This is a genomic window from Streptomyces sp. JLBT605 (genome assembly GCF_058215555.1).
Window position 1 is genome coordinate 3,591,178 of sequence record NZ_CM177087.1, and the last position, 25,174, is coordinate 3,616,351.

The 25,174-nt window shown below is 71.5% G+C and carries 21 protein-coding genes and 4 tRNA genes; 15 read left to right on the forward strand and 10 right to left on the reverse strand.

Features of this window, described 5'->3' with window-relative positions:
* The first annotated feature begins 174 nt into the window (after positions 1 to 174).
* The 3 genes from AC4BDD_RS15570 (at position 175) to AC4BDD_RS15580 (ending at position 3,232) form a co-directional block, all read left to right on the forward strand.
* Entirely contained in the window at positions 175 to 1,539 is a 1,365-nt protein-coding gene (locus AC4BDD_RS15570; protein ID WP_490691607.1) for an aspartate aminotransferase family protein, read from the forward strand.
* Between the two features lie 164 nt (positions 1,540 to 1,703).
* Entirely contained in the window at positions 1,704 to 2,420 is a 717-nt protein-coding gene (locus AC4BDD_RS15575) for a GntR family transcriptional regulator (protein ID WP_490691608.1), read from the forward strand.
* 161 nt (positions 2,421 to 2,581) lie between these two features.
* Positions 2,582 to 3,232, forward strand: coding sequence for a putative DNA-mimic protein (locus AC4BDD_RS15580; RefSeq protein WP_490691609.1), 651 nt, complete (start codon positions 2,582 to 2,584; stop codon positions 3,230 to 3,232).
* A gap of 100 nt (positions 3,233 to 3,332) precedes the next feature.
* On the opposite strand, the gene AC4BDD_RS15585 is transcribed toward AC4BDD_RS15580, so the two are convergent.
* A complete protein-coding gene (locus tag AC4BDD_RS15585; RefSeq protein WP_490691610.1) occupies positions 3,333 to 4,064 on the reverse strand; it encodes an SLATT domain-containing protein in 732 nt (243 codons plus the stop codon).
* A 375-nt stretch (positions 4,065 to 4,439) separates the two neighbouring features.
* Between AC4BDD_RS15585 and purD the strand changes: the two genes are divergently transcribed.
* The 4 genes from purD (at position 4,440) to AC4BDD_RS15605 (ending at position 11,153) form a co-directional block, all read left to right on the forward strand.
* Positions 4,440 to 5,699, forward strand: coding sequence for a phosphoribosylamine--glycine ligase (gene purD / locus AC4BDD_RS15590; protein ID WP_490691789.1), 1,260 nt, complete (start codon positions 4,440 to 4,442; stop codon positions 5,697 to 5,699).
* Between the two features lie 276 nt (positions 5,700 to 5,975).
* Complete coding sequence (locus tag AC4BDD_RS15595; protein WP_490691611.1) at positions 5,976 to 8,234, forward strand: hypothetical protein; 2,259 nt, start codon at positions 5,976 to 5,978, stop codon at positions 8,232 to 8,234.
* A 414-nt stretch (positions 8,235 to 8,648) separates the two neighbouring features.
* Positions 8,649 to 10,118 carry a N,N-dimethylformamidase beta subunit family domain-containing protein gene (locus AC4BDD_RS15600; RefSeq protein ID WP_490691612.1) on the forward strand — a complete coding sequence of 490 codons (1,470 nt, stop codon included), beginning with the start codon at positions 8,649 to 8,651 and terminating at the stop codon, positions 10,116 to 10,118.
* Between the two features lie 135 nt (positions 10,119 to 10,253).
* Positions 10,254 to 11,153 (forward strand): phosphoribosylaminoimidazolesuccinocarboxamide synthase, encoded by a 900-nt coding sequence (locus AC4BDD_RS15605; RefSeq protein ID WP_490691613.1) that lies wholly within the window; start codon positions 10,254 to 10,256, stop codon positions 11,151 to 11,153.
* A gap of 49 nt (positions 11,154 to 11,202) precedes the next feature.
* Here AC4BDD_RS15605 and AC4BDD_RS15610 read toward each other — a convergent pair.
* The 4 genes from AC4BDD_RS15610 to AC4BDD_RS15625 form a co-directional block, all read right to left on the reverse strand.
* Positions 11,203 to 11,278 (reverse strand) — tRNA-Gly (locus AC4BDD_RS15610).
* A 234-nt stretch (positions 11,279 to 11,512) separates the two neighbouring features.
* Positions 11,513 to 11,585, reverse strand: a tRNA-Gly gene (locus tag AC4BDD_RS15615).
* A 95-nt stretch (positions 11,586 to 11,680) separates the two neighbouring features.
* Positions 11,681 to 11,752: transfer RNA gene (locus AC4BDD_RS15620), tRNA-Gly, on the reverse strand.
* Positions 11,753 to 11,861: 109 nt separating this feature from the next.
* On the reverse strand, positions 11,862 to 12,179 hold the full coding sequence (locus AC4BDD_RS15625) for a histone-like nucleoid-structuring protein Lsr2 (RefSeq protein ID WP_490691614.1): 318 nt from the start codon (positions 12,177 to 12,179) through the stop codon (positions 11,862 to 11,864).
* A gap of 302 nt (positions 12,180 to 12,481) precedes the next feature.
* Between AC4BDD_RS15625 and purS the strand changes: the two genes are divergently transcribed.
* The 3 genes from purS to purL are packed head-to-tail and all read left to right on the forward strand — an operon-like array spanning position 12,482 to position 15,695.
* Complete coding sequence (gene purS, locus AC4BDD_RS15630) at positions 12,482 to 12,748, forward strand: phosphoribosylformylglycinamidine synthase subunit PurS (RefSeq protein WP_490691615.1); 267 nt, start codon at positions 12,482 to 12,484, stop codon at positions 12,746 to 12,748.
* Positions 12,745 to 13,449 (forward strand): phosphoribosylformylglycinamidine synthase subunit PurQ, encoded by a 705-nt coding sequence (gene purQ, locus AC4BDD_RS15635; RefSeq protein WP_490691616.1) that lies wholly within the window; start codon positions 12,745 to 12,747, stop codon positions 13,447 to 13,449. Before purS ends, purQ begins: the two co-directional genes overlap by 4 nt.
* On the forward strand, positions 13,446 to 15,695 hold the full coding sequence (gene purL, locus AC4BDD_RS15640; RefSeq protein WP_490691617.1) for a phosphoribosylformylglycinamidine synthase subunit PurL: 2,250 nt from the start codon (positions 13,446 to 13,448) through the stop codon (positions 15,693 to 15,695). The genes purQ and purL overlap by 4 nt, the downstream gene beginning before the upstream one ends.
* 70 nt (positions 15,696 to 15,765) lie before the next feature.
* On the opposite strand, the gene AC4BDD_RS15645 is transcribed toward purL, so the two are convergent.
* Positions 15,766 to 16,164, reverse strand: coding sequence for a nuclear transport factor 2 family protein (locus AC4BDD_RS15645; RefSeq protein ID WP_490686052.1), 399 nt, complete (start codon positions 16,162 to 16,164; stop codon positions 15,766 to 15,768).
* Positions 16,165 to 16,250: 86 nt separating this feature from the next.
* On the opposite strand from AC4BDD_RS15645, the gene AC4BDD_RS15650 reads away from it, so the two are divergent.
* From AC4BDD_RS15650 to purM, 3 genes are all read left to right on the forward strand, one after another.
* Positions 16,251 to 17,105, forward strand: a complete 855-nt coding sequence (locus tag AC4BDD_RS15650) for a sterol carrier family protein (protein WP_490686053.1) — start codon at positions 16,251 to 16,253, stop codon at positions 17,103 to 17,105.
* A gap of 288 nt (positions 17,106 to 17,393) precedes the next feature.
* A complete protein-coding gene (gene purF / locus AC4BDD_RS15655; protein WP_490686054.1) occupies positions 17,394 to 18,911 on the forward strand; it encodes an amidophosphoribosyltransferase in 1,518 nt (505 codons plus the stop codon).
* Between the two features lie 55 nt (positions 18,912 to 18,966).
* Entirely contained in the window at positions 18,967 to 20,064 is a 1,098-nt protein-coding gene (gene purM / locus AC4BDD_RS15660) for a phosphoribosylformylglycinamidine cyclo-ligase (RefSeq protein ID WP_490686055.1), read from the forward strand.
* A gap of 152 nt (positions 20,065 to 20,216) precedes the next feature.
* Here purM and AC4BDD_RS15665 read toward each other — a convergent pair whose 3' ends face one another.
* Positions 20,217 to 20,477, reverse strand: coding sequence for a DUF3073 domain-containing protein (locus AC4BDD_RS15665; RefSeq protein WP_490686056.1), 261 nt, complete (start codon positions 20,475 to 20,477; stop codon positions 20,217 to 20,219).
* 350 nt (positions 20,478 to 20,827) lie between these two features.
* On the reverse strand, positions 20,828 to 21,937 hold the full coding sequence (locus tag AC4BDD_RS15670) for a Leu/Phe/Val dehydrogenase (protein WP_490686057.1): 1,110 nt from the start codon (positions 21,935 to 21,937) through the stop codon (positions 20,828 to 20,830).
* Between the two features lie 180 nt (positions 21,938 to 22,117).
* Here AC4BDD_RS15670 and AC4BDD_RS15675 point away from each other — a divergent pair, with 180 nt between their 5' ends.
* Together AC4BDD_RS15675 and bldC are read left to right on the forward strand one after the other, a co-directional pair.
* Positions 22,118 to 22,948, forward strand: coding sequence for a DUF8083 family protein (locus AC4BDD_RS15675; protein ID WP_490686058.1), 831 nt, complete (start codon positions 22,118 to 22,120; stop codon positions 22,946 to 22,948).
* 519 nt (positions 22,949 to 23,467) lie between these two features.
* The gene (gene bldC / locus AC4BDD_RS15680) at positions 23,468 to 23,674 is read left to right on the forward strand and encodes a developmental transcriptional regulator BldC (protein WP_003949541.1); all 207 of its coding nucleotides are present in this window, start codon (positions 23,468 to 23,470) and stop codon (positions 23,672 to 23,674) included.
* 517 nt (positions 23,675 to 24,191) lie between these two features.
* On the opposite strand, the gene AC4BDD_RS15685 is transcribed toward bldC, so the two are convergent.
* Positions 24,192 to 24,392: a DUF6274 family protein gene (locus AC4BDD_RS15685; protein ID WP_490686059.1), complete on the reverse strand. Its 201-nt coding sequence runs from the start codon at positions 24,390 to 24,392 to the stop codon at positions 24,192 to 24,194.
* Positions 24,393 to 24,950: 558 nt separating this feature from the next.
* Positions 24,951 to 25,025: transfer RNA gene (locus tag AC4BDD_RS15690), tRNA-Asp, on the reverse strand.
* Positions 25,026 to 25,174 lie beyond the last annotated feature (149 nt).

The following is a 25,174-nucleotide window of genomic DNA, read 5'->3' on the forward strand; positions in this document are numbered from 1 at the left end:
CTTCCCCCTGATGTCCTCGCGGGAGGATAGCCGCCGCTTCGGCAGAGCCGGGCCCACGGGGCCCGACAGGGTGCCGGGCGACGTGGCCGAAGCCATACACCTTGGCGGTGCCGGGGCGCCCGGGTCGCTCCTTACGCTGAATGGACCGTCCACACGTGATCGAGGTGCGTTGCCGTGACCGTTTCCCCGCAGGTCCCCGACCCCGCCACCGGCGCCGCCGTCAAGGCCGCCGACCGTGCGCACGTCTTCCACTCCTGGTCCGCGCAGGGGCTCATCGACCCGCTCGCGGTCGCGGGCGCCGAGGGCTCGTACTTCTGGGACTACGACGGAAACCGCTACCTCGACTTCTCCTCCCAGCTGGTCAACACCAACATCGGGCACCAGCACCCCAAGGTCGTCGCCGCCATCCAGGAGCAGGCCGGGAAGCTGTGCACGCTGGCCCCGGGCTTCGCGGTGGACGTGCGGTCGGAGGCGGCCCGGCTGATCGCCGAGCGCACCCCCGGTGACCTCGACAAGATCTTCTTCACCAACGGCGGCGCCGAGGCCGTGGAGAACGCCGTGCGGATGGCCCGGCTGCACACCGGCCGGCCCAAGGTGCTCTCCGCCTACCGCTCCTACCACGGGGCGACCGCCGCGGCGATCAACCTCACCGGCGACCCGCGCCGCTGGGCCTCGGACACCGCCTCGGCCGGTGTCGTCCACTTCTGGGCGCCTTTCCTCTACCGCTCGCCGTTCCACTCCGAGAGCCAGGAGCAGGAGTGCGAGCGCGCGCTGCGGCACCTGGAGGACACCATCGCCTTCGAGGGCCCGCAGACCATCGCCGCGATCATCCTGGAGACCGTGCCCGGCACCGCCGGGATCATGGTCCCGCCGCCCGGTTACCTGGCCGGCGTCCGGGAGCTCTGCGACCGGTACGGGATCGTCTACATCCTGGACGAGGTGATGTCGGGCTTCGGGCGCACCGGCCGCTGGTTCGCCGCCGACCACTGGGACATCACCCCCGACCTGCTGACCTTCGCCAAGGGCGTCAACTCCGGCTACGTCCCGCTCGGCGGCGTCGCGATCTCCGCCGAGATCGCCGCCACCTTCGACACCCGGCCCTACCCCGGCGGCCTCACCTACTCCGGCCACCCGCTGGCCTGCGCCTCCGCGGTGGCCACCATCAACGCGATGGCCGAGGAGCGGATCGTGGAGAACGCCGCCGAGATCGGCGAGCGGGTGATCGGCCCCGGCCTGCGCGAGATCGCCGAGCGGCACCCGTCGGTGGGCGAGGTGCGCGGCATGGGCGCCTTCTGGGCCCTGGACCTGGTCCGGGACTTCACGACCCGCGAGCCGCTGGTGCCGTACAACGCCGCCGGTGCCGACAACAAGCCGATGGCCGACTTCGCGGCCGCCTGCAAGCAGCGCGGACTGTGGCCGTTCGTCAACATGAACCGCACCCATGTGGTGCCGGCCTGCACCATCAGCGAGGCCGAGGCCAAGGAGGGCCTGGCCATCCTGGACGAGGCGCTCACCGCCGCCGACGCGCACACCGCCTGACCGCCGACGCGGGCCCGGCGCCCGGGCCGGGCGGACCCCGCCCGGCCGTCGACGGACACACACCGTATTCGCCGCAGCGGCCCTCGCTTATGGTGAGGCGGGGGCCGTCGTGCATTCAGCCGACGACGGCCACGGAAAGTGAGTCGTTAAGGAGTCGGTGGCCGATGCCCGTGCCCGGCAGCAGCCCGGTGAGGCGCAGCACTCTGCGACAGCAGATCGCGGACGCGCTGTGCGACGAGGTGCTCGCGGGCAGACTCCCGGCCGGCCGGCAGTTCACCGTGAAGGAGATGGCCGAGCAGTACGGCGTCTCGGCGACCCCGGTCCGCGAGGCGCTGATCGACCTGTGCTCCCAGGGACTGCTGGACGTCGAGGAGCACCGCGGCTTCCGGGTCCATGAGTTCACCCTCGACGACTTCCGCGCCATGGTCGAGGCCCGGATGCTGATCGTCGAGGGCATCTTCCGCCGCCCGCCCGGTGCCGAGAGCACCGCCGGCGGCCCCCCGACCGCCGAGCAGGTGCTGCGTGCCGCGACGCCGGAGGCGCTGGCCTCGGTGCGGCGCCGGGCGGAGGAGGCGGAGCGTGCCGCCCGCCTCGGCGACCTGGACATCCTGATCGGCTACGACCTGCGGTTCTGGCGTGAGCTGATCGGGCTGGTCGGCAACTGCTACATCTCCGACTTCCTCCAGCGGGTCCGCGTGCAGAGCTGGGTGTTCACCGTCCCCTACCTGCGCCGGATGCCCGACCTGACCGGGCTGCTGTGGGCCGAGCACGGGGCGCTCACCGACGCGGTGACCCGCGCCGACGCCGAGGAGGCGGAGCGCATCATCGCCGCGTACAACGCGCACTCGCTCACGCTCGTCGAACGGCTCGTCGAGAGCTGACGTCCCCCAGGTGGTGCCGACTTGTGCCGACCGGTGGCGCGCGGCGGGCGGTGACCCGCGTGTACCGGCTGGATTTCGGGCCTGACGCGGCACTTCGCGGGGCGTATCCGGAGCACTACGCTGGCCGCACCATCGACCTTCCGGAACGAGAGTGAGATCGCGTGGCATGTGACCTCTGGCTGGTCCCCCTCGTCGATGTGCTCTGTCACAGCCCCGACAACCCCTTCGCCGAGGAGATCGCGGCATACGACCAGGTGCTCGGCGACGCGGGCCTGCCCCCCGTGCCCGTCTTCGGCTACATGCCGGGGCTGTCCGGGGACGTCGCCCCGGTCGCGGGCTTCGACTACGACGCACTGCACTTCCTGCGGCGTGCCTATCTGCTCCAGATCTGCGGGCTCGCCGTCACTCCGGTCGACGAACTCGGCGGCGACTACAAGCAGTTGCTGGAGATGTTCGAGAGCACCGCCCAGCAGTCGCATCTGGTGTGGCACTACGACCACGCCGGCGCCTATGTCCCCGTCGACTTCCCCACCCCGCTCTCCAGCGACGAACTCCTGGAAGGCGGCGGTCCGCTGGGCTCCAGCCACGGTCTGCTGCGCGAACTGCACACCGTCGCACCGGCGATCGGCATCGACCCCGCCAACCCGCCGGCCGCTCCCGCGCCTCCGCCGCGCCCGACCAGCCTGGAGGAACCGGCGGCCCCGGTTCCGTACGAGGACAGTCCGTTCGCCCGGGAGCGCCATGTGTGGCTCGGGCTGCACGCGGCCGCCACCCGCAGCCTGAGCCAGGGCTCCATGATCGTCTTCAGCTGAGAGCCACGGCACTCCCCGGCGATCCGCCCCGTCAGCACGGCGGCTCCGGCCGACGACCCACCACGCACACCCGGGCCGGCCACGCACGGGGCCGGCCGTGTCAGCACGGCGGCTCCGGCGGCCGCTGCCGCGGCATGTTCGGCCGGGTGCCGGGCGGCAGCGGGACGCGGCTGCCGGGGATCCCGCCGTCCGGGCGGGATCCCCAGGACACCAGCGACTGGGTGTGCAGCGGCGCCGAACCCGACCGGAACTCCACCATCCACCCCGCCGTCTCGGTCCGCACCAGCTCCGAGACGTCCTCGTTGAACCGGCGCAGCATCGCCAGGCAGCGCTCCGCGGCCTCGCTCGCCGTGCCCTCCGCCGGCCCCAGCACCTCCCGCACGCTCTCCGCCGCCCAGTCGAACTGCAGAGCCTCCAGCCGCCGGTACACCGCCTGCGCGGTCGCCACGTCCCGCATCCAGCCCGAGGTCAGCCCGAAGAACCGGTCGCAGGCCACGCACGCCACCGCCAGCAGCAGCGCCAGACACCCCCAGCCGGTGCCGCCCTCCAGCACCTCGTTGAGATCCAGCAGCGGAAGCGCGGCCCCGACCACCGCCCCCGCCCCGGCGCCCGCCCGCAGCCCGTACGCCGTGCGGCGCTTCCACACGCGGTCGGCGAGATACCAGTCGCCCACCCGAAGTGCCCCGCTCTCCACCCACTGGTACAGCTCGTCCAGGCGCGCCGCGGGCTCTCCCCAGTCGCCGAGCGGGAACGGCCGCCCGAGCAGGTCGCTCTGCTTCCTCCCGTATCCCGGCCGAGGCGGCCCCTCGGGTTGCATCTCCGGCTGGCTCACCCGTGCACTCCCTGCTGCGGCTGCGGTGCTGCTGCTGTGATGGCGTGTGGTCCTGCGATGTCGTGCTGTCCTGTGGTCCCCTGTGCTCCCGTGACGTGAGCCACTTTCCTACCGCCGAACGGTTGGCCTCACCGCCGCAAGCCGTGGAATTCCGCCCGTAAGTGGTGGCCGATCGGATATAGGAACGTTTCCACCCTCACTCGAAAGAGGGCACGGAGAAGCCGGGCGGGCACCGGCGGGAGGCAAGGCAGGGCGGGCGGCGGGAGGCACCAGGGCGGGCGGCGGGAGGCACCAGGGCGGGCGGCGGGAGGCGAGACGGGGCGGCGGAGGGAGGCAGGACGGGGCGGGCGGGAGGGAGGCAATAGGGTGCCTACCGTGAAGGTCCTCGTCATCGGCGGCGGCGCCCGCGAACACGCCCTGTGCCGCGCTCTCTCCCTCGACCCCGACGTCACCGAGCTGCACTGCGCCCCCGGCAACGCCGGGACCGCGGAGCTGGCGCGGAGCCACGCGGTCGATGTCCTCGACGGCGCCGCCGTCGCCGACCTCGCCGTCTCCCTCGCGGCCGACCTGGTCGTCGTGGGCCCGGAGGCCCCGCTGGTCGCCGGGGTCGCGGACGCGGTGCGCGACCGTGGCGTCCCGGTCTTCGGCCCGTCCGCCGAGGCCGCCCAGCTGGAAGGCTCCAAGGCGTTCGCCAAGGACGTGATGGCCGCCGCCGGGGTCCCCACCGCCCGCTCCTACGTCTGCACCACCCCGGAGGAGATCGACGAGGCCCTGGACGCCTTCGGCGCGCCGTACGTCGTCAAGGACGACGGCCTGGCCGCGGGCAAGGGCGTCGTGGTGACCGGCGACCTCGAGGCCGCCCGCGCCCACGCGCTGGCCTGCGACCGGGTGGTGATCGAGGAGTTCCTGGACGGGCCCGAGGTGTCGCTGTTCGCGATCACCGACGGGGAGACGGTGCTCCCGCTCCAGCCCGCGCAGGACTTCAAGCGCGCCTACGACGGCGACGAGGGCCCCAACACCGGCGGCATGGGCGCCTACTCCCCGCTGCCCTGGGCCGACCCCAAGCTGGTCGACGAGGTGCTGGCCACCGTGCTCCAGCCGACCGTGGACGAGCTGCGCCGCCGCGGCACGCCCTTCTCCGGCCTGCTCTACGCGGGGCTGGCGATCACCTCGCGCGGCGTGCGGGTCATCGAGTTCAACGCGCGCTTCGGCGACCCGGAGACCCAGGTCGTGCTGGCCCGCCTCAAGACCCCGCTGGCGAGCGTCCTGCTCAACGCCGCCACCGGCAATCTGGCCGCCGAGCCGCCGCTGCGCTGGAGCGACGGCGCCGCGGTGACCGTCGTCATCGCCTCGCACAACTATCCGGACGCCCCACGTACCGGCGACCCGATCAGCGGCCTGGACGAGGTCGCGGAGGCGGACGCGCCCACGGCCTACGTGCTGCACGCGGGCACCAAGCGGGACGAGGCCGGCGGCGAGATCGTCAGCGCGGGCGGCCGGGTACTCTCCGTCACCGCCACCGGCGCGGACCTCGCCACCGCCCGTGAGCGGGCCTACCGGGCGGTCTCCCGCATCACCCTCCCGGGCTCGCACCACCGCACGGACATCGCGGAGCGGGCCGCCGACGCCCGCTGAACCGGCGATCGGCCCGGTCAGGCGGCGCGACGTCACGCCTGATCGGGCCCGAAGGTTGCCTCCCGGAGCCCAACGCCATTCCATCGAGTGAGAGCTTCGCCAGCCTACTGACGGGCGCCCCGACCCCAACTAATGTGCCGCCCAGATGCGCTGCGGCAACTGGCCCACCGGCATTGCGCCGGCGGTCACCGGTGTGACAGTGGGGGGAGTACGAAGGAACGCCGCCGGCGTCCGCTGTTCCCACCCATCGGCAGGGCAGTAGGGGGTGTCAGACTCGTGGCAGGTCCGGAAGCAGACCACAAGACAGGTGCACTCGCGGCACGCGCCCGCGCCCTGGCGGTACTGCGCATCCGCAGCACCGCACTGGCCGTGGCCCTCCTTCCCACCGCCGCCGCCGTGGTGCTGCTGGCCGGCAGCGCCACCGGCCGGATCGGCGGCGGGGACGGCTGGACCGCGCTCCGCTGGGCGGTGGTCGGCGTGGCCCTGGTGGTCCTGCTGGTCGCTGCCGGAATCGCCGCCGTGGTGGTGCGGGCCAGGCCCGCCCTCAGCCCCACGGTGCCGATCCCCGAGGAGACGGCACCGGATCTGTACCGCCTCGTTCGCGACCTGGCCGACCGGCTCGATGTCCCCGCCCCCTCCGCCATAGCGCTCACCCCCGACTGCGACAGCTGGCTGGAGGACCGTACGCACCGTGCGCACGGCGCGGAGCGGCAGGACCCGGCACGGCAGCACCCGGCCCGGCAGGACGCGGCAGCGGTGACCGGGCGGCCGGGCGGCCGACGGGAGCGGCGGCAGCCCTCGGCCCCGGTGCTGGTGATCGGGTCGCCCTTCCTGTGGTGGATGCGGGTGGAGGAGCTGCGGGCGCTGCTCGCCCCGGTGGTCGCCGGCACCGGCCCCTCCGCCCACCCCGACATAGCCGCCGCCCGCCGCTTCGTGCGCGGGCTGGACGCCGCCGTCGCCGTCGCGGCCAGGGGCACCCGGCCCCCCGGGGACCCCTTCGGACGGCCGCAGGCCCCCTCTGATCTCCCGCCGGCCGCCACCGGGCCCGCCCCCGGTCCGGACGCCCTCCCTCCCGGCGCAGGCCCCGGCCGGTCCCGGTCGCCGTGGGGCCGGTCCCTGTTCGACCGGGCGGTGCGCAGGCCCGCGCTCGGCTGCGTCGGCTGGGTCGCCCGGCTGCTGCTCCGCGGCTGCCGGGAGCACGCCGCGGAGATGGAGCGCGGGGTGGCCACCGCCGCCTCACAGCGCGCCCAGGACGTCGACTACGGACTGCGCATCGTCGCCCAGGAGCAGGTCGGGCTCGCCTACGCGGGCTGGGACCGGCTGCTGACCCGGGTCGCCCTGCCCGCCTGGCGGATGGGCCGCTGGCCCTCCCGGCTGGATGCCGGAGTGGTCTCCGCCCTCACCGAACTCTCCCGCCGCGACCGGCTGGCGGAAGGGTTCGCATCCCGCCTCGGGGAGCGCCCGGCGTGCGACCTGCTGGAGGAGCCGGGCCTGATCGACGAGGCCACCTCGCTGCTCGCCGCCCGCCTCTTCCACGGCGGCCCGCCCACGGCCGGCCCGGACTGGGTCCCGATCGGCTGGGACGAATACCCCGACGAGGTCGTGGACCGCACCTGGCGGCTGGAGGCCGCCCGGCTGCTCCGGGTCCTGGACGAGCTGCCGCGGACCGAGCCCCGTCCCGAGCCGGGACACCCGGCGCCGGGCGCGCCGGAGCTCCGCGCCGAGGGCCGCAGCCGAGGCCCCGCGGAGCGGCACCGCGGGCCCGCCGAGACCCGCCCCGAGACCCGGACCCGCGGCCGCGGTACGGCCCGTCCCGAGGCCCCCAGCCGCCGGACGACCGAATTCCCCGCCGAGGCCCCGGCCGTCGCCCGGGCCGCCGGAGGGCGCCCCGCCGCGCTGCGCACCCCGTTCCTGGGCGCGGGCGCGGCGCGCGCCTCCCGCGATGCCGGGCCGGCGGCCGCGGACAGCCCCGGCGGCCACCCCGGGCAGGACGCCGTGCCGACCCTGGCCCGGGTCATCGACCGGCTCAGCGCCACCGGCCCCGGTGCCGGGACCCCGGTGGAGGAGCTGGCCGCGCTGCTCACCGGCGAGCTGGCCCGCGAGGAGGCCGCCGCCTGGCGGGAGGCATCCCGGGCGAGCACGGACGCGGACTCCGGGACCACCCAGGGGAGCGGTGGCTTCGGCGACGGCGGCCCGGGCGAGCCCCTCGGGCCCGGCGCCTTCGGCCCGGGCGAGGGAGCGGAGTTGTGGACGGACGGATTCGCGCCGCTCTTCCCGCTCCAGCCGCCGCGCACCGGCCGCGAACTCCTCGCCGACCACGTCACCGCCATGGTGTGCTGCGCCGCCCTGGACACCGCGGACGCCGCCCCCGGCCTGGACTGGCTGGACGGTCCGGTGCTGCTGATCGGCGGGCGCCGGGCGGCGGATCTGGCCGTGCCGGTGCTAAGCCTGGTGGAGGACGGCGACGCCGAGCCGCTGCGCGCCTGGCTGGGCGACACCGGGGTGCGCTCCGAGCGGCCCGTCCGGCTCGGCTGACCCGGCTGACCCGGCCCGGTACCTCCCGCGCCCCCGGACCCGATCGGCACCGCCCAACGCCCCGGGCCCTGCCCCCAAGGCCTCCGCTCCCGGCCCCGCACTCAGGTCCGCGCTCAGGTCCGCACTCAGGTCCGGACTCAAGTCCGGACTCAAGTCCGGACTCAGGTCCGCCGACCGTCCCAGCGGCCCGACCGTGCTGACCGGCGTGACCCGAGTGGTCTGCGAGCCGGCTCGAAATGCGTCGGGATAAGTTCGCTCACGTCAATTCACGACGAACAGTGATGGAGTGGGTGCGTTATGTGATGTGCTGTAACCGACCACTGTCGCACGGCCCGGACAGATAGTGCCCAAACAGAACAGTGAGCGTGGCAAGGCGTGAGCTGAGCCGACCGGGGGAGCCAGGGAGGGAAGCGCGTGGGGACGGAGCACATCCGGCGCTGGGAGTCGGGAGCACTCGCGCATGCGGTATCGGACCCTTTCGGACAGGGACCGCTGCCCTGGTTGCGCGGAACCGAGCAGTACTTCGACGACACCGGTCAGGTGGTGCCCTGGTACGTGGACGTCGCCCAGACCGGTGCGGCCGCCGGTTCCCGGGGCTCCGGGCCGCGCAGCGCCGATGACGTCCACCGCCAGATCAAGGGCTTCACCTCCACCCCCGCCGCCGCCCCCGGCGAGGCCATCGACTTCCGGATCACCGTCGACCCGCCCCAGCAGTTCGGCGTGGACATCTACCGCATCGGCCACTACGGCGGCGACGGCGCCGCGAAGATCACCACCAGCCCGCGGCTGTCCGGCATCGTCCAGCCGCCGCCGCTGACCGTGGACCGCACCGTCTCCTGCCATCACTGGTGGCTGTCCTGGCGGCTCCAGATCCCCAGCTACTGGAAGCTCGGCGCGTATGTCGCCGTGCTGACCACGGCCGACGGCTACCGCAGCCACGTCCCCTTCACGGTCCGCGACGACCACCCCGCCGACCTGCTCCTCGTCCTCCCCGACGTCACCTGGCAGGCCTACAACCTCTACCCCGAGGACGGCCGCACCGGCGCCAGCCTCTACCACGCCTGGGACGAGCAGGGCCGGCTCCTCGGCGAGCAGGACGCGGCGGTCACCGTCTCCTTCGACCGGCCGTACGCGGGCGCCGGCCTGCCGCTGCACGTGGGCCACGCCTACGACTTCATCCGCTGGGCCGAGCGGTACGGATACGACCTGGCCTACGCCCACACCTGCGATCTGCACGCCGGCCGCGTCGACCCCACCCGCTACCGGGGGCTGGTCTTCCCCGGCCACGACGAATACTGGTCGGTGCCCATGCGCCGGGCCGTCGAGCACGCCCGGGACAGCGGCACCTCGCTGGTCTTCCTCTCCGCGAACACCATGTACTGGCAGGTCGAGCTCGCCCCCTCCCCGGCCGGGCCGGACCGCCTGCTCACCTGCCGCAAGCGCCGCGGCCCCGGCCGCTCCGCGTTGTGGCGCGAGACGTCCGTCCCGGAGCAGGAGCTGATGGGCATCCAGTACGCCGGGCGGGTCCCGGAGCCGCACCCGCTGATCGTGCGCAACGCGGGCCACTGGCTGTGGGAGGCGACCGGCGCCGGCGAGGGCGACGAACTGCCGGGCCTGGTGGCGGGCGAGGCCGACCGCTACTTCCCGCGCACCTGCCTGCCCGAGCACACCCGCCGGATCCTGCTCGCCCATTCGCCGTACACCGACGCGGACGGTGTCATCCGGCACCAGGAGACCTCGCTGTACCGGGCGCCCAGCGGCGCCCTGGTCTTCGCGGCGGGCACTTTCGCCTGGTCACCGGCGCTGGACCGGCCGGGCCATGTGGACGAGCGCGTCCAGCGCGCCACCGCGAACCTCCTCGACCGGATGTGCAAGCGCGACTGACGTCCCCGGCTGCCGGCTTGGCGCCGACGGGCCGGCTCCTCCTGGGCCGGGGAACGCCGCCGCCGACCCTTGTCACGCCGCCGGAGACCGGTGAGGGACAATCGGGGGACTTGGTCAAAACCCCCAGGAGGATCCGTGTCCGGATTCGTAGAGAAGCCCGAACCGGTCGAGGTTCCCGGCCTTGAGCACCTGCACACCGGCAAGGTGCGCGACCTCTACCGGAACGAGAGCGGCGAACTGGTCATGGTCGCCAGCGACCGGATCTCCGCCTTCGACTGGGTGCTGCCCACCGAGATCCCGGACAAGGGCCGGGTGCTCACCCAGCTCTCCCTGTGGTGGTTCGACCAGCTCGCCGACCTCGCCCCCAGCCATGTGCTGTCCACCGAGGTGCCCGAGGGCGCGCCGGCCGACTGGGCGGGCCGCACCATGGTCTGCAAGCCGCTGAACATGATCCCGGTCGAGTGCGTGGCCCGCGGCTATCTGACCGGCTCCGGCCTCCTGGAGTACGAGAAGGACCGCACCGTCTGCGGCCTCGCGCTCCCCGAGGGCCTGGTGGACGGCTCCGAGCTGCCCTCCCCGATCTTCACTCCGGCCGCCAAGGCCGAGGTCGGCGAGCACGACGAGAACGTCTCGTACGAGGAGGTCGCCCGCCAGGTCGGCGCGGAGACCGCCGCCATGCTGCGGCAGCTCACCCTCGCCGTCTACGGGCGGGCCCGCGACATCGCGCGCGACCGGGGGATCATCCTCGCCGACACCAAGTTCGAGTTCGGCTTCGAGGGCGAGACCCTGATCCTGGCCGACGAGGTGCTGACGCCCGACTCGTCCCGCTTCTGGCCCGCCGACGAGTGGGAGCCGGGCCGTGCCCAGCCCTCCTTCGACAAGCAGTTCGTCCGCAACTGGCTGGCCTCGCCGGCCTCCGGCTGGGACCGGCACGGCGAGCTGCCGCCGCCCGCCCTTCCGGCGGAGATCGTCGAGCAGACCCGCGCCAAGTACATCGACGCCTACCAGCGCCTGACCGGCACCCGCTGGGCCTGACCGGCGCAACGCGAAGGGCCCCGGTCGTGATGACCGGGGCCCTTCGTCATGGAGCGGACGACGAGGCTCGAACTCGCGACCTCAACCTTGGCAAGGTTGCGCTCTACCAACTGAGCTACGTCCGCCTGCCCCGCGCTCTCCGCGCGGTGCGAAGTCCACTATAGCCAACCTCGCGGGCAATCGAACCGCTCGACCGCCGCCCATCCGGCAGATGTGGCAACCGCCACACCGCCCGCACACCTTTCGCGGGCCGGGCGCGGGGCTCGATTCACCGGGATCCGCCAGGTCCGTCGTGGCGTGGCCACGGCCACAGCCAACGAAGAAGGCCCCGGTCGTGATGACCGGGGCCTTCTTTTCCGAGCGGACGACGAGATTCGAACTCGCGACCCTCACCTTGGCAAGGTGATGCTCTACCAACTGAGCCACGTCCGCATGTTCACAACCCTTGGTCTCCCGAAAAGGGAGTCCGCCGGGTGGTGCGAACACCACTGTACCTGATCCACCGAAGTGGTCGGCCAAGTGATGAGAGCGGGTGACAGGGATCGCACACTGCGCCTCCCCCTTGGAAAGGGGGCGCTCTACTACTGAGCTACACCCGCATGGTCCTCGGGGCTTTGCCTTTCGGCCTCGCCCCTCGGCGTGATCCAGACTCTAGCGGATCACCAGGGGTGTTGCGCAACTCGGCTGAACGAGAGGTTCCGCAGGGGCTCAGCCCGCCGCGTTGAACGCCTCGTAGACCTTCTTCGGGATGCGGCCGCGCGGCGGCACGTCCATGCCGTGCGAGCGCGCCCAGGCGCGCACCGCCGCCGGGTCCGGGGCCACCGAGGTCCGCTTGTAGGCCTTGCCGGAGCGGGCCCGCTTGCGGCCGGCCTCCACGAAGGGGGCCAGGGCCGTACGGAGTTTCTTCGCATTGGCGGAGCTCAGGTCGATCTCGTACGACCTGCCGTCGAGTCCGAAGGTGACCGTCTCCTCGGCTTCTCCGCCGTCGATGTCGTCAGAGAGCGTGACCACTACGCGCTGCGCCACGGATATCGGTCCTTTCGGGGTGCATCGATGCAGTGAGGAGCACAGATGCCGGGGGTGAAGTGTCGGGGCTCAATGCTTTTTCTTTTGTACAGCGGCGGACAATGCATTGTGAAGCCCCTTGAATTTCGTCCGCGTGTCACGCCGCAATCGGGACCATACGTTTTACGGGGCCCTTTCCGCAGTACTTCCTGCCGTCGATGCTTAAACGTGATCACGGCCACGAGATATCTACTCGCGTAGATTTTTCCGGGGGGTACGCTGAGGACACCGCCTTACGCACCACATCACCACCGGGAGTGCCAGTGGCACGCGTCGTAGTCGACGTCATGCTCAAGCCGGAGATCCTCGACCCGCAGGGCCAGGCGGTGCAGCGTGCACTGCCCCGCCTGGGATTCGAGGGGATCTCGGACGTCCGTCAGGGCAAGCGCTTCGAACTCGAAGTGGAGGGCCCGGTCGACGACACCGCCCTCGCCCGTATCCGCGAGATGGCAGAAACCTTCCTCGCCAACACCGTCATCGAAGACTTCGTCGTGAAGGTCGAAGATGCCGACGCAGAGGCCGTGTCGTGACGGCGCGCGTCGGAGTCGTCACTTTTCCCGGCACTCTGGATGACCGCGACACCCGGCGGGCCGTCCGTATCGCCGGTCTGGAAGCAGTGCCGCTGTGGCACCGTGACAAGGATCTCAAGCAGGTCGACGCGGTCGTTCTGCCCGGCGGCTTCTCCTATGGGGACTATCTGCGTGCCGGGGCGATCTCGCGCTTCTCCCCGGTGATGGAGACCGTCATTGAGCAGGCCAAGGCGGGCATGCCCGTACTTGGCATCTGCAATGGCTTCCAGGTGCTCACCGAGACGCACCTGCTGCCCGGCGCGATGCTGCGAAACAACCATCTGCACTTCATCTGCCGCGATCAGAAGTTGCGGGTGGAAAACACCGCGACCGCCTGGACGAGTTCGTACGAACCCGGTCAGGAGATCAGCATTCCGCTGAAGAACATCGACGGCCGGTACGTCGCCGAGGAGCGCGTCCTGGACGAGCTGGAGGCGGAGGGCCGCGTGGTCTTCCGCTACCTCGCCCAGGGTGAGGCCGCCGAGGGATACGGAAACCCCAACGGCTCGCTCCGCGACATCGCCGGCATCACCAACGCGGCGGGCAACGTCGTCGGTCTGATGCCGCACCCGGAGCACGCCGTGGAGCCGCACGTCGGCACCGGCCGCACCGACGGCCTCGGATTCTTCACTTCGATCCTCAAGAAGCTGGTCGCAGCATGACCCTCGACACCGTCAAGCACGCCACCGAGACCCCGGACGTCGACCAGCCCTGGGCCGAACTCGGCCTGAAGCAGGACGAGTACGAGCGCATCCGCGAGATCCTCGGCCGCCGTCCCACCGGCGCCGAGCTCGCCATGTACTCGGTGATGTGGTCCGAGCACTGCTCGTACAAGAGCAGCAAGGTCCATCTCAAGCAGTTCGGCGAGAAGGCCCCGGAGAGCGACGCGATGCTCGTCGGCATCGGTGAGAACGCCGGTGTGGTCGACGTCGGCCAGGGCTACGCGGTCACCTTCAAGGTCGAGTCGCACAACCACCCCTCGTACATCGAGCCCTACCAGGGCGCCGCCACCGGCGTCGGCGGCATCGTCCGCGACATCCTCGCCATGGGCGCGCGGCCGGTCGCGGTCGTCGACCCGCTGCGCTTCGGCGCGGCCGACCACCCCGACACCAAGCGGGTGCTGCCCGGTGTGGTCGCGGGCATCGGCGGCTACGGCAACTGCCTGGGCCTGCCCAACATCGGCGGCGAGGTCGTCTTCGACGCCTGCTACCAGGGCAACCCGCTGGTCAACGCCGGCTGCATCGGCGTGATGAAGCACGAGGACATCCACCTCGCCAAGGCCTCCGGCCCGGGCAACAAGGTCATCCTCTACGGCGCCCGCACCGGCGGCGACGGCATCGGCGGCGTCTCCGTGCTCGCCTCCGAGACCTTCGACGACACAAAGCCCGCCAAGCGCCCGGCGGTCCAGGTCGGTGACCCGTTCCAGGAGAAGCTCCTCATCGAGTGCACCCTGGAGGTGTTCCGCGAGGACCTGGTCGCCGGTATCCAGGACCTGGGCGGCGCCGGTCTGTCCTGCGCCACCAGCGAGCTGGCCAGCGCGGGCTCCGGCGGCATGCGGGTCGAGCTGGACACCGTGCCGCTGCGCGACGCGACCCTCTCGCCCGAGGAAATCCTCATGAGCGAGTCGCAGGAGCGCATGTGCGCGATCGTCGAGCCCGACAAGGTCGACCGCTTCCTGGAGATCTGCGAGAAGTGGGACGTCATCGCCACCGTCATCGGTGAGGTGACCGAGGGCGAACGCCTGGAGATCTTCTGGCACGGCGAGCAGATCGTCGACGTGCCGCCGCGTACCGTCGCGCACGAGGGCCCGGTCTACCACCGGCCCTACGCCCGCCCCGAGTGGCAGGACGCGCTCCAGGCCGACGACGCCGGGAAGCTCCCGCGCCCGCAGACCTCCGAGGAGCTGCGCGCGCAGGTCCTGCGGCTGGTCGGCTCGCCGAACCAGGCGTCGAAGTCCTGGATCACGGACCAGTACGACCGTTTCGTGCAGGGCAACACCGTGCTCGCCCAGCCCGAGGACGCCGGCATGGTCCGGATCGACGAGGAGTCGAACCTGGGCGTGGCCATGGCGACCGACGGCAACGGCCGGTACGCCAAGCTCGACCCGTACACCGGCGCGCAGCTGGCCCTGGCCGAGGCTTACCGGAACGTCGCGGCGTCCGGTGCCAAGCCGCTGGCCATCTCCGACTGCCTGAACTTCGGTTCCCCCGAGGACCCGGGCGTGATGTGGCAGTTCGCCGAGGCCACCCGTGGTCTGGCGGACGGCTGCCTGCGCCTGGGCACCCCGGTGACGGGCGGCAACGTGTCGCTGTACAACCAGACCGGCGATGTCGCCATCCACCCGACGCCGGTCGTCGCCGTGCTCGGTGTGATCGACGACGTCACCCGCCGCACCCCGATCGCCTTCGCGGAAGAGGGCCAGCTGCTCTACCTGCTGGGCGACACCCGCGAGGAGTTCGGCGGCTCGGCCTGGTCCCAGGTCATCCACGACCACCTCGGCGGCATGCCGCCGGCCGTGGACCTGGACCGCGAGAAGCTGCTGGGCGAGATCCTCATCTCGGCCTCCCGGGACGGCATGATCGACGCCGCGCACGACCTCTCCGACGGCGGCCTCATCCAGGCCGTGGTCGAGTCCTGCCTGCGCGGTGGGAAGGGCGCCCGGCTGATCGTCCCGGACGGCCTTGACGCGTTCACCCTGCTCTTCTCCGAGTCGGCCGGCCGCGCAGTGGTGGCCGTGCCGCGCAGCGAGGAGGTCCGCTTCAACGACATGTGCGGTGCGCGCGGCCTGCCGGCCACCCGTATCGGCGTGATCGACGGCGAAGCGGTCGAGGTGCAGGGCGAGTTCAGCATTCCGCTGGCCGAGCTCAAGGACGTCCACGAGGCGACCATCCCGGGGCTGCTGGTCTGACCCCGTCCGCACCCGTCCGACGACGGGCGGCCGGGCCGTACGCGTGGCGTACGGCCCGGCCGCGCTGCGGTCAGTTGCTCCAGAACTCGTCCTCGGCGTCGATGTCGGCCCAGCACTCGTCGATGTCGCTGATCTTGCCACCGACGATGGTGAAGAACAGGCCCTCACGCATCTCCAGGCCGCGGTCCTTGCGGTCCGCGTAGAAGGTGTGGACGGACATGGCGTGCCCGCGCCCATCGGCGAGCACGGTGTCCAGCTTCACCCGCATCGTGCCGCCCGTCTCCTCGTGGAGCCGGCGGTAGAGGTCGATGCAGGCGTCACGGCCCTTGTGGTGGCCGGAGAACGGGTTGTCGCCGGGCACATGGTGGACGCAGTCCGAGGTCATCATGGCCGCCAACGCGTCCATGTCACCCCGGCCGAAGGCGTCGTAGCCCCGGCGTACCAGAGCACTGTCCGGGTGCTCGCCCATGGCAACGCACCCCCTTCTGGCGGGAGACAGCCTCTCTTTCCCATAATCTGCCGGGCGCCCGGTGCTGTCTCGTTAAGCTCGCACGCATGACCGCCGCGCGCCGCACGTCCCGTGCCCGTACGTACGACTCCGCCAAGACGCGCGCCGCGGTCGCGGCGCAGTTTTCGCATGTCCGCGACGCCGTGGCGGCGCTGAGCGCCGAGCAGTTGGCCGGGCCGACCCGGCTGGTGGGGGCACTCCCCCTGGCTTCGCCGGGGGTACCCCCACCCGGCGGCAGCGCCGGGGGAGGCTGGACCGTGCGCGACCTGGTCGCGCATCTGTCCCTGGTGGTGGAGGCCGCGGGCCGCCATCTGGAGCGGCCCGCGCCGCCCACCGTGGAGGTCACCGTCACCGGCTGGGTGGCCGCGACCGCCGCCCATGCCGCCGACATCGACGAGGCCGGCCGTGCCCTGGCGGCGCGGGCCGAGCCGGCCGAGCTGCTGGAGCGGGCCGCCGCCCGGTACGAGGAACTGGTGCTGCCCGCCCCTGGTGACCGGCTGCTGGCCGCCCGGGTGGGCGCGATGTCACTGGACGACTTCCTGGTCACCCGCTGTGTCGAACTCGTCGTGCACACCGATGACCTGGCGGCCGCCACAGGGGCCGAGATCCCCTACGACCGCCAGGCGCTGGCCACCACCGTGCGGCTGCTGGCCGACGCCCTCGCGGCCAAGGCCCCCGGCGGCTCGGTGGAGGTGCGCGTACCGCCGTTCGCCGTCGTGCAGTGCGTCGAAGGGCCGCGGCACACCCGCGGCACCCCGCCGAACGTCGTGGAGACCGACCCGCTGACCTGGGTACGCCTCGCCACCGGGCGCATGAGCTGGGGCGAGGCGGTCGAGTCGGCGGATCTCACGGCGAGCGGCGAGCGGGCCGACCTGGCCGCGCTGCTGCCGCTGCTGCGCTAGGGGGTGTCCGACGGGTCTGCGCACTCCGACCCATCGGACACCCCTGGTTACACCCCGCGACGGATCGCGCTCGTGGTGTGGCTGAAATCCATGCACCGGTGCCGGTCGAGCAGGGCGTACGCACCGGTAGCCGCCGCAGGGGATGTGATCCTCGCCGCAGCCCGCATCCGGTATCGACGCCGGTCAGCTGGGCGGACGCGGTCACATGGCCTCCGAGGTGGTGTGATGTGCGCCCCTGCGCCCTTCTCTCGTTCGGAGGCGCGCCGGAACTGGCCTAGACTCGAAGACGTGCCACGTGGTGACGGACGACTCAGCCACGACCTGCTCCCCGGCGAGAAGGGCCCCCAGGACGCTTGCGGCGTCTTCGGTGTCTGGGCCCCGGGTGAAGAGGTCGCCAAACTCACCTACTTCGGGCTGTACGCGCTGCAGCACCGTGGACAGGAGTCCGCGGGCATCGCAGTGAGTAACGGCTCCCAGATCCTCGTCTTCAAGGACATGGGCCTTGTGTCCCAGGTCTTCGACGAGACCTCCCTCGGTTCCCTTCAGGGCCACATCGCGGTCGGTCATGCCCGCTACTCCACCACCGGTGCCTCGGTGTGGGAGAACGCGCAGCCGACCTTCCGGGCCACCGCCAACGGCTCGATCGCTCTGGGCCACAACGGCAACCTGGTCAACACCGCCGAGCTCGCCGAGCTGGTCGCGGCCCTGCCGCGGCAGGACGGCCGGGCCACCCAGGTCGCGGCGACCAACGACACCGACCTGGTCACCGCGCTGCTCGCCGGTCAGGTCGACGACGACGGCAAGCCGATGACCCTCGAGGACTCGGCAGCCCGCGTCCTGCCGAAGGTCAAGGGTGCTTTCAGCCTCGTTTTCATGGACGAGCAGACGCTGTACGCCGCCCGCGACCCGCAGGGCATCCGCCCGCTGGTCCTCGGCCGCCTGGAGCGCGGCTGGGTGGTGGCGTCCGAGACCGCCGCCCTGGACATCGTCGGCGCGAGCTTCATCCGCGAGGTGGAGCCGGGCGAGCTGATCGCCATCGACGAGAACGGCCTGCGCACCTCCCGCTTCGCCGAGGCCCGCCCCAAGGGCTGCGTCTTCGAGTACGTCTACCTGGCCCGCCCCGACACCGACATCGCCGGGCGGAACGTCTACCTCTCCCGGGTGGAGATGGGCCGCAGGCTGGCCGCTGAGGCGCCGGCCGACGCCGACCTGGTGATAGCCACCCCGGAATCCGGCACTCCGGCCGCGGTGGGCTACGCCGAGGCCAGCGGGATTCCCTACGGTTCCGGGCTGGTCAAGAACTCCTACGTCGGCCGGACCTTCATCCAGCCGTCGCAGACCATCCGGCAGCTGGGCATCCGGCTGAAGCTGAACCCGCTCAAGGAAGTCATCCGCGGCAAGCGGCTGGTGGTCGTGGACGACTCCATCGTCCGCGGCAACACTCAGCGGGCGCTGGTGCGGATGCTGCGCGAGGCCGGGGCGGCCGAGGTCCACATCCGGATCTCCTCCCCGCCGATCAAGTGGCCGTGCTTCTTCGGCATCGACTTCGCCACCCGCGCCGAGCTGATCGCCAACGGTCTGTCGGTCGAGGAGATCGGCAAGTCGCTGGGCGCGGACTCGCTCGCCTACATCTCCATCGACGGCATGATCGAGGCGACCACCATCGCCAAGCCGAACCTGTGCCACGCCTGCTTCGACGGCGAGTACCCGATGGAGCTGCCCGACCCGGAGCTGCTGGGCAAGCACCTGCTGGAGACCGAGCTGGCCGGCGGCGCCGACGCCGCGGACGCGCTGCGCCGCCCGTAGCCGGCCGGCCAAGCCCCGTAACGCCCCGTAATACACGAGACGAAAGTTTTCAGCCATGTCTGCTGAGTCCTCCGAGCGCGCGTCGCACGCGGGCACCGGTGCCAGTTACGCGAGCGCGGGCGTCGACATCGAGGCGGGCGACCGCGCCGTCGAGCTGATGAAGGAGTGGGTGAAGAAGGCCACCCGTCCGGAGGTCGTCGGCGGCCTCGGCGGCTTCGCCGGGCTCTTCGACGCCTCCGCCCTCAAGCGGTACGAGCGGCCGCTGCTGGCCTCCGCCACCGACGGTGTCGGCACCAAGGTCGACATCGCGCGCCGGATGGGTGTCTACGACACCATCGGCCACGACCTGGTCGGCATGGTCGTCGACGACCTCGTGGTGTGCGGTGCCGAGCCGCTGTTCATGACGGACTACATCTGCGTCGGCAAGGTCTACCCCGAGCGGGTCGCCGCCATCGTCAAGGGCATCGCCGAGGGCTGTGTGCTCGCCGGCTGCGCACTGGTCGGCGGCGAGACCGCCGAGCACCCCGGGCTGCTCGGCGAGGACGACTTCGACGTGGCCGGCGCGGGCACCGGAGTGGTCGAGGCGGACCAGGTGCTGGGCGCCGATCGCATCCGTACGGGTGACGCGGTGATCGCCATGGCGTCCTCCGGACTTCACTCGAACGGGTACTCACTCGTCCGGCACGTGCTGTTCGACCGGGCCGGCTGGTCGCTGGACCGCGAGGTCGCGGAGCTTGGCCGGACACTCGGCGAGGAGCTGCTGGAGCCCACCAAGATCTACTCGCTGGACTGCCTGGCGCTCACCCGCACCACCGAGGTGCACGGCTTCTCGCACGTCACCGGCGGTGGGCTGGCCAACAACCTGGCCCGCGTCATCCCCGACCACCTGCACGCCACGGTCGACCGGTCGACCTGGACCCCGGGCGCGATCTTCGACCTGGTCGGCACGGCCGGCTCGGTGGAGCGGCTGGAGCTGGAGAAGACCCTCAACATGGGCGTCGGCATGATCGCCGTCGTGCCGCAGGACTCCGTCGACGTGGCGCTGACCACGCTCGCCGACCGCGGTGTCGACTCCTGGGTCTGCGGCGAGATCCTCGACCGCGGGGCCGAGCACACCGAGGCCGTGACCCTCACCGGTGACTACGCGAGCTGACGCGACGGCGGGTCGGGGACGCGGGTCCGTGCGGGCGGCTGAATCCGTGAGGGCGGCCGAGTCAGTGAAGGCAGCACAGAAGCCGGTCCGAGGCAAGGGCCTCGGACCGGCTGAGGTTCAGCGAAGCGCTGGACGCCCCTATAGGGACGCGGTCAAGCGCGGCGACGATAGGAGGACGGTCCGGACGACTGGTCGTCGTCCTCGTCCTCATCGTCGTTGTACCGATCCGCGTACTGTGCGTACGGGTCATCCAGCTCATCGTCGTCCTCGAACGGCTCGCCATTCGGCGGCTGGTTCGTTGTCGGCGATGCGCCCAGCTCCTCAGCCAGGCGTGAGAGGTCCGTCCCGCCGCTGTTGTACTTCAGCTGGCGGGCGACCTTCGTCTGCTTGGCCTTGGCCCGGCCGCGCCCCATGGCTCGACCCCCTCAACGACGGGGCTCGACGGCCCCAGAGTCTTGACACGCGTTCACGTTCATGATTCGGAGCGGACTCTCCTGAGAGAACCCGGTCCGTAGGGCTTCAACGGTACCTGCTTCTGTGGCCATACGGTACGTCGCCCGCATGACGTGCCACGTCACACAACCCGCAAGGCGCCCCGTCCCCGCTGGTCAGCTGCGATTTTAACGTGTCTTGTGCGCCGACCCGCCGACAGGCCGTGAGGGATCTCTCGCTTCCCGGCCTGTCGGGATCGCCGTCGACGGCCCTCTCGGGCCGTCGATTGGCTGGAAATGGGCCGTTTGGGTTACGCCCCGATACGCCCTGCTTACGCCTGGCGGGCCTCCGCCATGCGCTGCTCCGCCAGCCGGTCGGCGGCGACGGCCGGCGGCACGCCGTCCGCCTCGGCCCGCTCGAAGATGGCCAGCGTGGTGTCGAAGATCTTCGTCGCCTTGGCCTTGGCCCGGTCGAAGTCGAAGCCGTGCAGCTCATCGGCCACCTGGATGACCCCGCCGGCGTTCACCACGTAGTCCGGGGCGTAGAGGATGCCGCGGTCCGCGAGGTCCTTCTCGACGCCCGGGTGGGCGAGCTGGTTGTTGGCCGCGCCGCACACCACCTTGGCGGTCAGCGCCGGGACGGTGTCGTCGTTGAGCGCGCCACCGAGCGCGCACGGCGCGTACACGTCCAGGTCGGCGCGGATCAGCGCGTCGGTGTCCACGACCGCGGTGACCTCCGGGTGACGCGAGCGCACCCGCTCCACCGACTCCGCCCGCACGTCCGTGATCACGACCTCGGCGCCGTCCTCCAGCAGGTGCTCGACCAGGTGGTGGCCCACCTTCCCGACGCCCGCGATGCCCACCCGGCGGCCGCGCAGCGTGGGCTCGCCCCAGGCGGCCTGCGCGGAGGCGCGCATGCCCTGGAAGACACCGAAGGCGGTGAGCACGGAGGAGTCGCCCGCGCCGCCGTTCTCCGGGGAGCGGCCGGTGGTCCAGCGGCACTCCCGGGCCACCACGTCCATGTCGGAGACGTAGGTGCCGACGTCGCAGGCGGTGACGTACCGGCCGCCGAGGGAGGCGACGAACCGCCCGTAAGCGAGCAGCAGCTCCTCGCTCTTGAGCTGCTCGGGGTCTCCGATGATCACAGCCTTGCCGCCGCCGTGGTCGAGACCGGCGAGCGCGTTCTTGTACGACATACCGCGCGCGAGGTTGAGCGCGTCCCGGACGGCTTCCTCGTCGGAGGCGTACGCGTGGAATCGGGTGCCGCCGAGGGCCGGGCCCAGGGCGGTGGAGTGAATGGCGATCACGGCCTTGAGACCGCTCTCGCGGTCCTGGCAGAGCACGACCTGCTCATGGCCGCCCTGGTCGGATCGGAACAGGGTGTGCAGCACGTCATCGGTCTCGACGGTGGGACGTACGTCGGTCACGGTGGTGACTCCCATAAGTCGCGGAGGGACGCCCTCCTGCGGGTGGGGAGGGCCGGTCGGCAAGAGCGTAAGCCCTTGTGACCTCATCGCGGACCTTCCTTTCGGCGGTTCCCCCGCAGGGTGGGCGTGGGACGATTCGAGCATCCGGGAGGACTAACTTCCGGCAGTCGAATCTGCCTTGAGGGAGTGCGTGGCGTGGCGTCTTCGGTGACCGTCCCGTACGCGGCGTATCTGCGGGTCTACGAGCCGCTGGCCGCTTTTCCCGAACCGGAGCGCACCCACTGGGCGCGCTACGCGCGACGGGACCGCATCCCCGGGGTGCAGGACGAGCTCCGCCGCTCGCTCGCGGACCTGCTGCCGGTGCCGCCGGTACCGGTGCCGGTGCATGAGAGCAGTGACGCCTTCATCGCGGTCGTGGACGGCATCATCTGCGTCTGTCCCTGGCGCACCCGGCTGCGCGGCTGGCTGGCCCTGGAGGCGCTCTCCGAGCGCTTCCCCGAACCGCTGCTGGACGCGGTGCTGCCGCCGGTGGTGCGCCGACAGGCGGTGGCCGACTTCGAGCAGTGGCTGGAGCGCAACCCGGACGCCCGGCCCTGGATCCGCTCGGCGACCTGGCACGTCCCGGTGCGCTGGTTCGCGCTCTTCGCGGACGAGGAGCGGGAGTTCACCAAGGGCGGGGACGGGCCCGTGCTGCGCTACCGGACGCCGATGGTGGAGGCGCGGCGGCGGGTGGCCCGCGGGCTGAAGGTGCTGCGCGAGGCGCTCGGCGAGGGACCGCTGATCGACGGCCTGGTGGATGTGGGTCGCTGGCTGGAGGAGTTCCATCCGCGCTCGCTGGTGGAGCTGGACTACGGGGGTCTGGTGCACGTGATCCCCGAGGGTCAGCTCGCCGACGACCGCTCGGCCGCCGACGTGGCCGAGGGCCTGGCCGCGCTCCGGGACGAGGACGGCGACCGGGCCGGCCGCGCGTACGAGAAGCTGACCGAGCGGTGGAGCGCGGTGCGCGGACTGCAGCACGCGAGTTAGCCTTCGGCCTCCGGACTGATGTGGATCTCGGGGCATCCTCCGGAGGCTGCGCCGGCCGGGTGTAAAAGTCGGCCGGGACGTAGGTCCCTATCCGGGCGATTACGGCAACCGTGACCTAACCCACTTACTTCGGGTCTTGCGGCTATCCCCTGTCCTCGTGTCAAAATAGGACAAGGAGTCCATGGGGGCCTCCTTCCGTCCAAGTTGGGGCGGATTCTTCGGTATTGCACTTCTTGGTGTGGCTGATGCCCACTGATCCTGTTGTGACTGATCGTCACGGCTGCGTGACTGTCCGCTATGGCATGGTCCATCGGCTTCCGCCGAGGTTGAACACCTGAGAGGGCAATTCCATCGGTTTGGCCGACGGTGCTGGACAGATGGTGTAGTTGTAGTGCCGAGGACAAGCCGTTCGTCCTATAACCGACTCGGCCCGCGTCCGCCATATCGGGCAACGTGGGTCAAGGTGCAGAATTTAGAGGAAAGAACCGTGATGGTTCGGTTCTCCCGAGGAGGCCGCTCATGACCGCTCGCACCCCTGATGCCGAGCCGCTGCTGACCCCGGCTGAGGTTGCCACGATGTTCCGCGTGGACCCGAAGACGGTCACGCGCTGGGCCAAGGCAGGCAAGCTCACGTCCATCCGCACGCTCGGAGGGCACCGGCGCTACCGCGAAGCGGAGGTCCGGGCACTGCTCGCGGGCATCCCGCAGCAGCGCAGCGAGGCCTGAACAACCGCTTGACCGGGCATTTTCCGGGCCCCCCAGCCCGTTGAACGCCCGCCCTTAGCACCACACGACAGGCGCCTGCCCCAACAGGCCCCGCCGCCCGCACATCATGGGTGAGTCGTCGATCGCGCTGGACTCCGCCGGGTCCAGCGCGATTTTGCTTTGTCCCGGCCCGGCCGGACGCCGGGCCCACGGCCTCGTCCAGCCTCCTCGGCGCCCCTCTCCACGCCCCGTCCCCGGTGCTTCGCGACCCTTCGGAGCGGCACCGTGGCAGCCCGCAAGCGCGCTGTTCCCGCCAGTGGTGATCGATGGGAAGCGCTTCCCGTAGCCGCCTCGGCAGGGGCCGCAGGAGGCCCTGAGAGGGTGGTGCAATTGCACATATTAAATTGACCTGTTGTAGGAGGTGGGTAAGATCCGCCGCCTACGAAAGCTGTTCGGTGACTCCCGTCACACCGCATGCGCCTTGTCATCGAGTGCGCACCTACGGTAAAGAGTCCTCTCCGTGGGTGCGGGGCCGCGATCATCCGCATTCGGCGGACACCTCCGTGGCGGCGCCCCGGGGGCGCTCGCCGGCCCCGGCGGGCGCCGGCTCCATGGCGAGCCGCAGCAGCCGGTGGCAGATCGGACAGTGCCGGGTGGAGTGGCGGTATCCCGCAGCGGCGGACAGATGGGCGCGCAGCAGCGCCCGGATCTCATGCCTTTGCCTTGCGGACGTCCCCATGCGCCGCACCTCCCGCGCCGCCGCATCACTCACTGCTTGGGTACCGCTGGTACGTGCCTCAGTCAAGAGACCGAGGAGCCCCGGATCCTTGTGCGGACACCGCCTGTGGTGCCGACCTGACGCTGGTTCCTGACGACGGTTCCGCCCCGGTCTCGCGACTTCCCCGAACGGGTGCGGGTTATGCGGCGGAAACGTCCGTATCGAGGCTGTCGGCGGCTGCGGAAGGCTCGCGGCCCGACAGAGGAGTGGAACGGCCCCGCGCGCAGCCCGGGCAGCGCGTCGCGCCCGACACGCGGCTGAGGGCTGTGGCGCGGCCCTGACGGGACGTGCTGTGCCCATTGCGGCTCCGCCGCGGGTGGGGCCTGTCCTGCCTGGGCGCTGCGGGGTAGGAGGCGATGCGCGTGCGATGCGTGGGGCGCGGGCCTCTGCTGCGTGCGGTCCTGACGGGATTTGCTGTGCCCATTGCGGCTCCGCCGCGGGCGCGGCCTCTCCCGCCGCCCGCCACGGGGGTAACGCAAAGGCCCGCGTCGTATATCTGACGCGGGCCTTTGTTACGTGCGGTCCTGACGGGATTTGAACCCGCGGCCTCCACCTTGACAGGGTGGCGAGCACTCCAAACTGCTCCACAGGACCTTGCTTCGCTTTCGCACTTCGTGCGGCTGCGGAACCAGACTCTACAGCAGGTCAGGGGGTGCGGTCGAACTCGCGCCCGGCGGCTCTCCGGGGAGCCCTCGCGCACCGGTCCGGGTCCGCCCCCCGACGCGGGCCCGGACCGCCGCGAC

Coding starts and splice junctions, on each gene's coding strand:
- AC4BDD_RS15575 (WP_490691608.1), top strand. CDS start 1,704: ATGCCCGTGCCCGGCAGCAGCCCGGTGAGGCGCAGCACTCTGCGACAG.
- purL (WP_490691617.1), top strand. CDS start 13,446: ATGACCCTCGACACCGTCAAGCACGCCACCGAGACCCCGGACGTCGAC.
- AC4BDD_RS15645 (WP_490686052.1), bottom strand. CDS start 16,164: ATGGGCGAGCACCCGGACAGTGCTCTGGTACGCCGGGGCTACGACGCC.
- AC4BDD_RS15650 (WP_490686053.1), top strand. CDS start 16,251: ATGACCGCCGCGCGCCGCACGTCCCGTGCCCGTACGTACGACTCCGCC.
- purM (WP_490686055.1), top strand. CDS start 18,967: ATGTCTGCTGAGTCCTCCGAGCGCGCGTCGCACGCGGGCACCGGTGCC.
- AC4BDD_RS15665 (WP_490686056.1), bottom strand. CDS start 20,477: ATGGGGCGCGGCCGGGCCAAGGCCAAGCAGACGAAGGTCGCCCGCCAG.
- AC4BDD_RS15670 (WP_490686057.1), bottom strand. CDS start 21,937: ATGGGAGTCACCACCGTGACCGACGTACGTCCCACCGTCGAGACCGAT.
- bldC (WP_003949541.1), top strand. CDS start 23,468: ATGACCGCTCGCACCCCTGATGCCGAGCCGCTGCTGACCCCGGCTGAG.
- AC4BDD_RS15685 (WP_490686059.1), bottom strand. CDS start 24,392: ATGGGGACGTCCGCAAGGCAAAGGCATGAGATCCGGGCGCTGCTGCGC.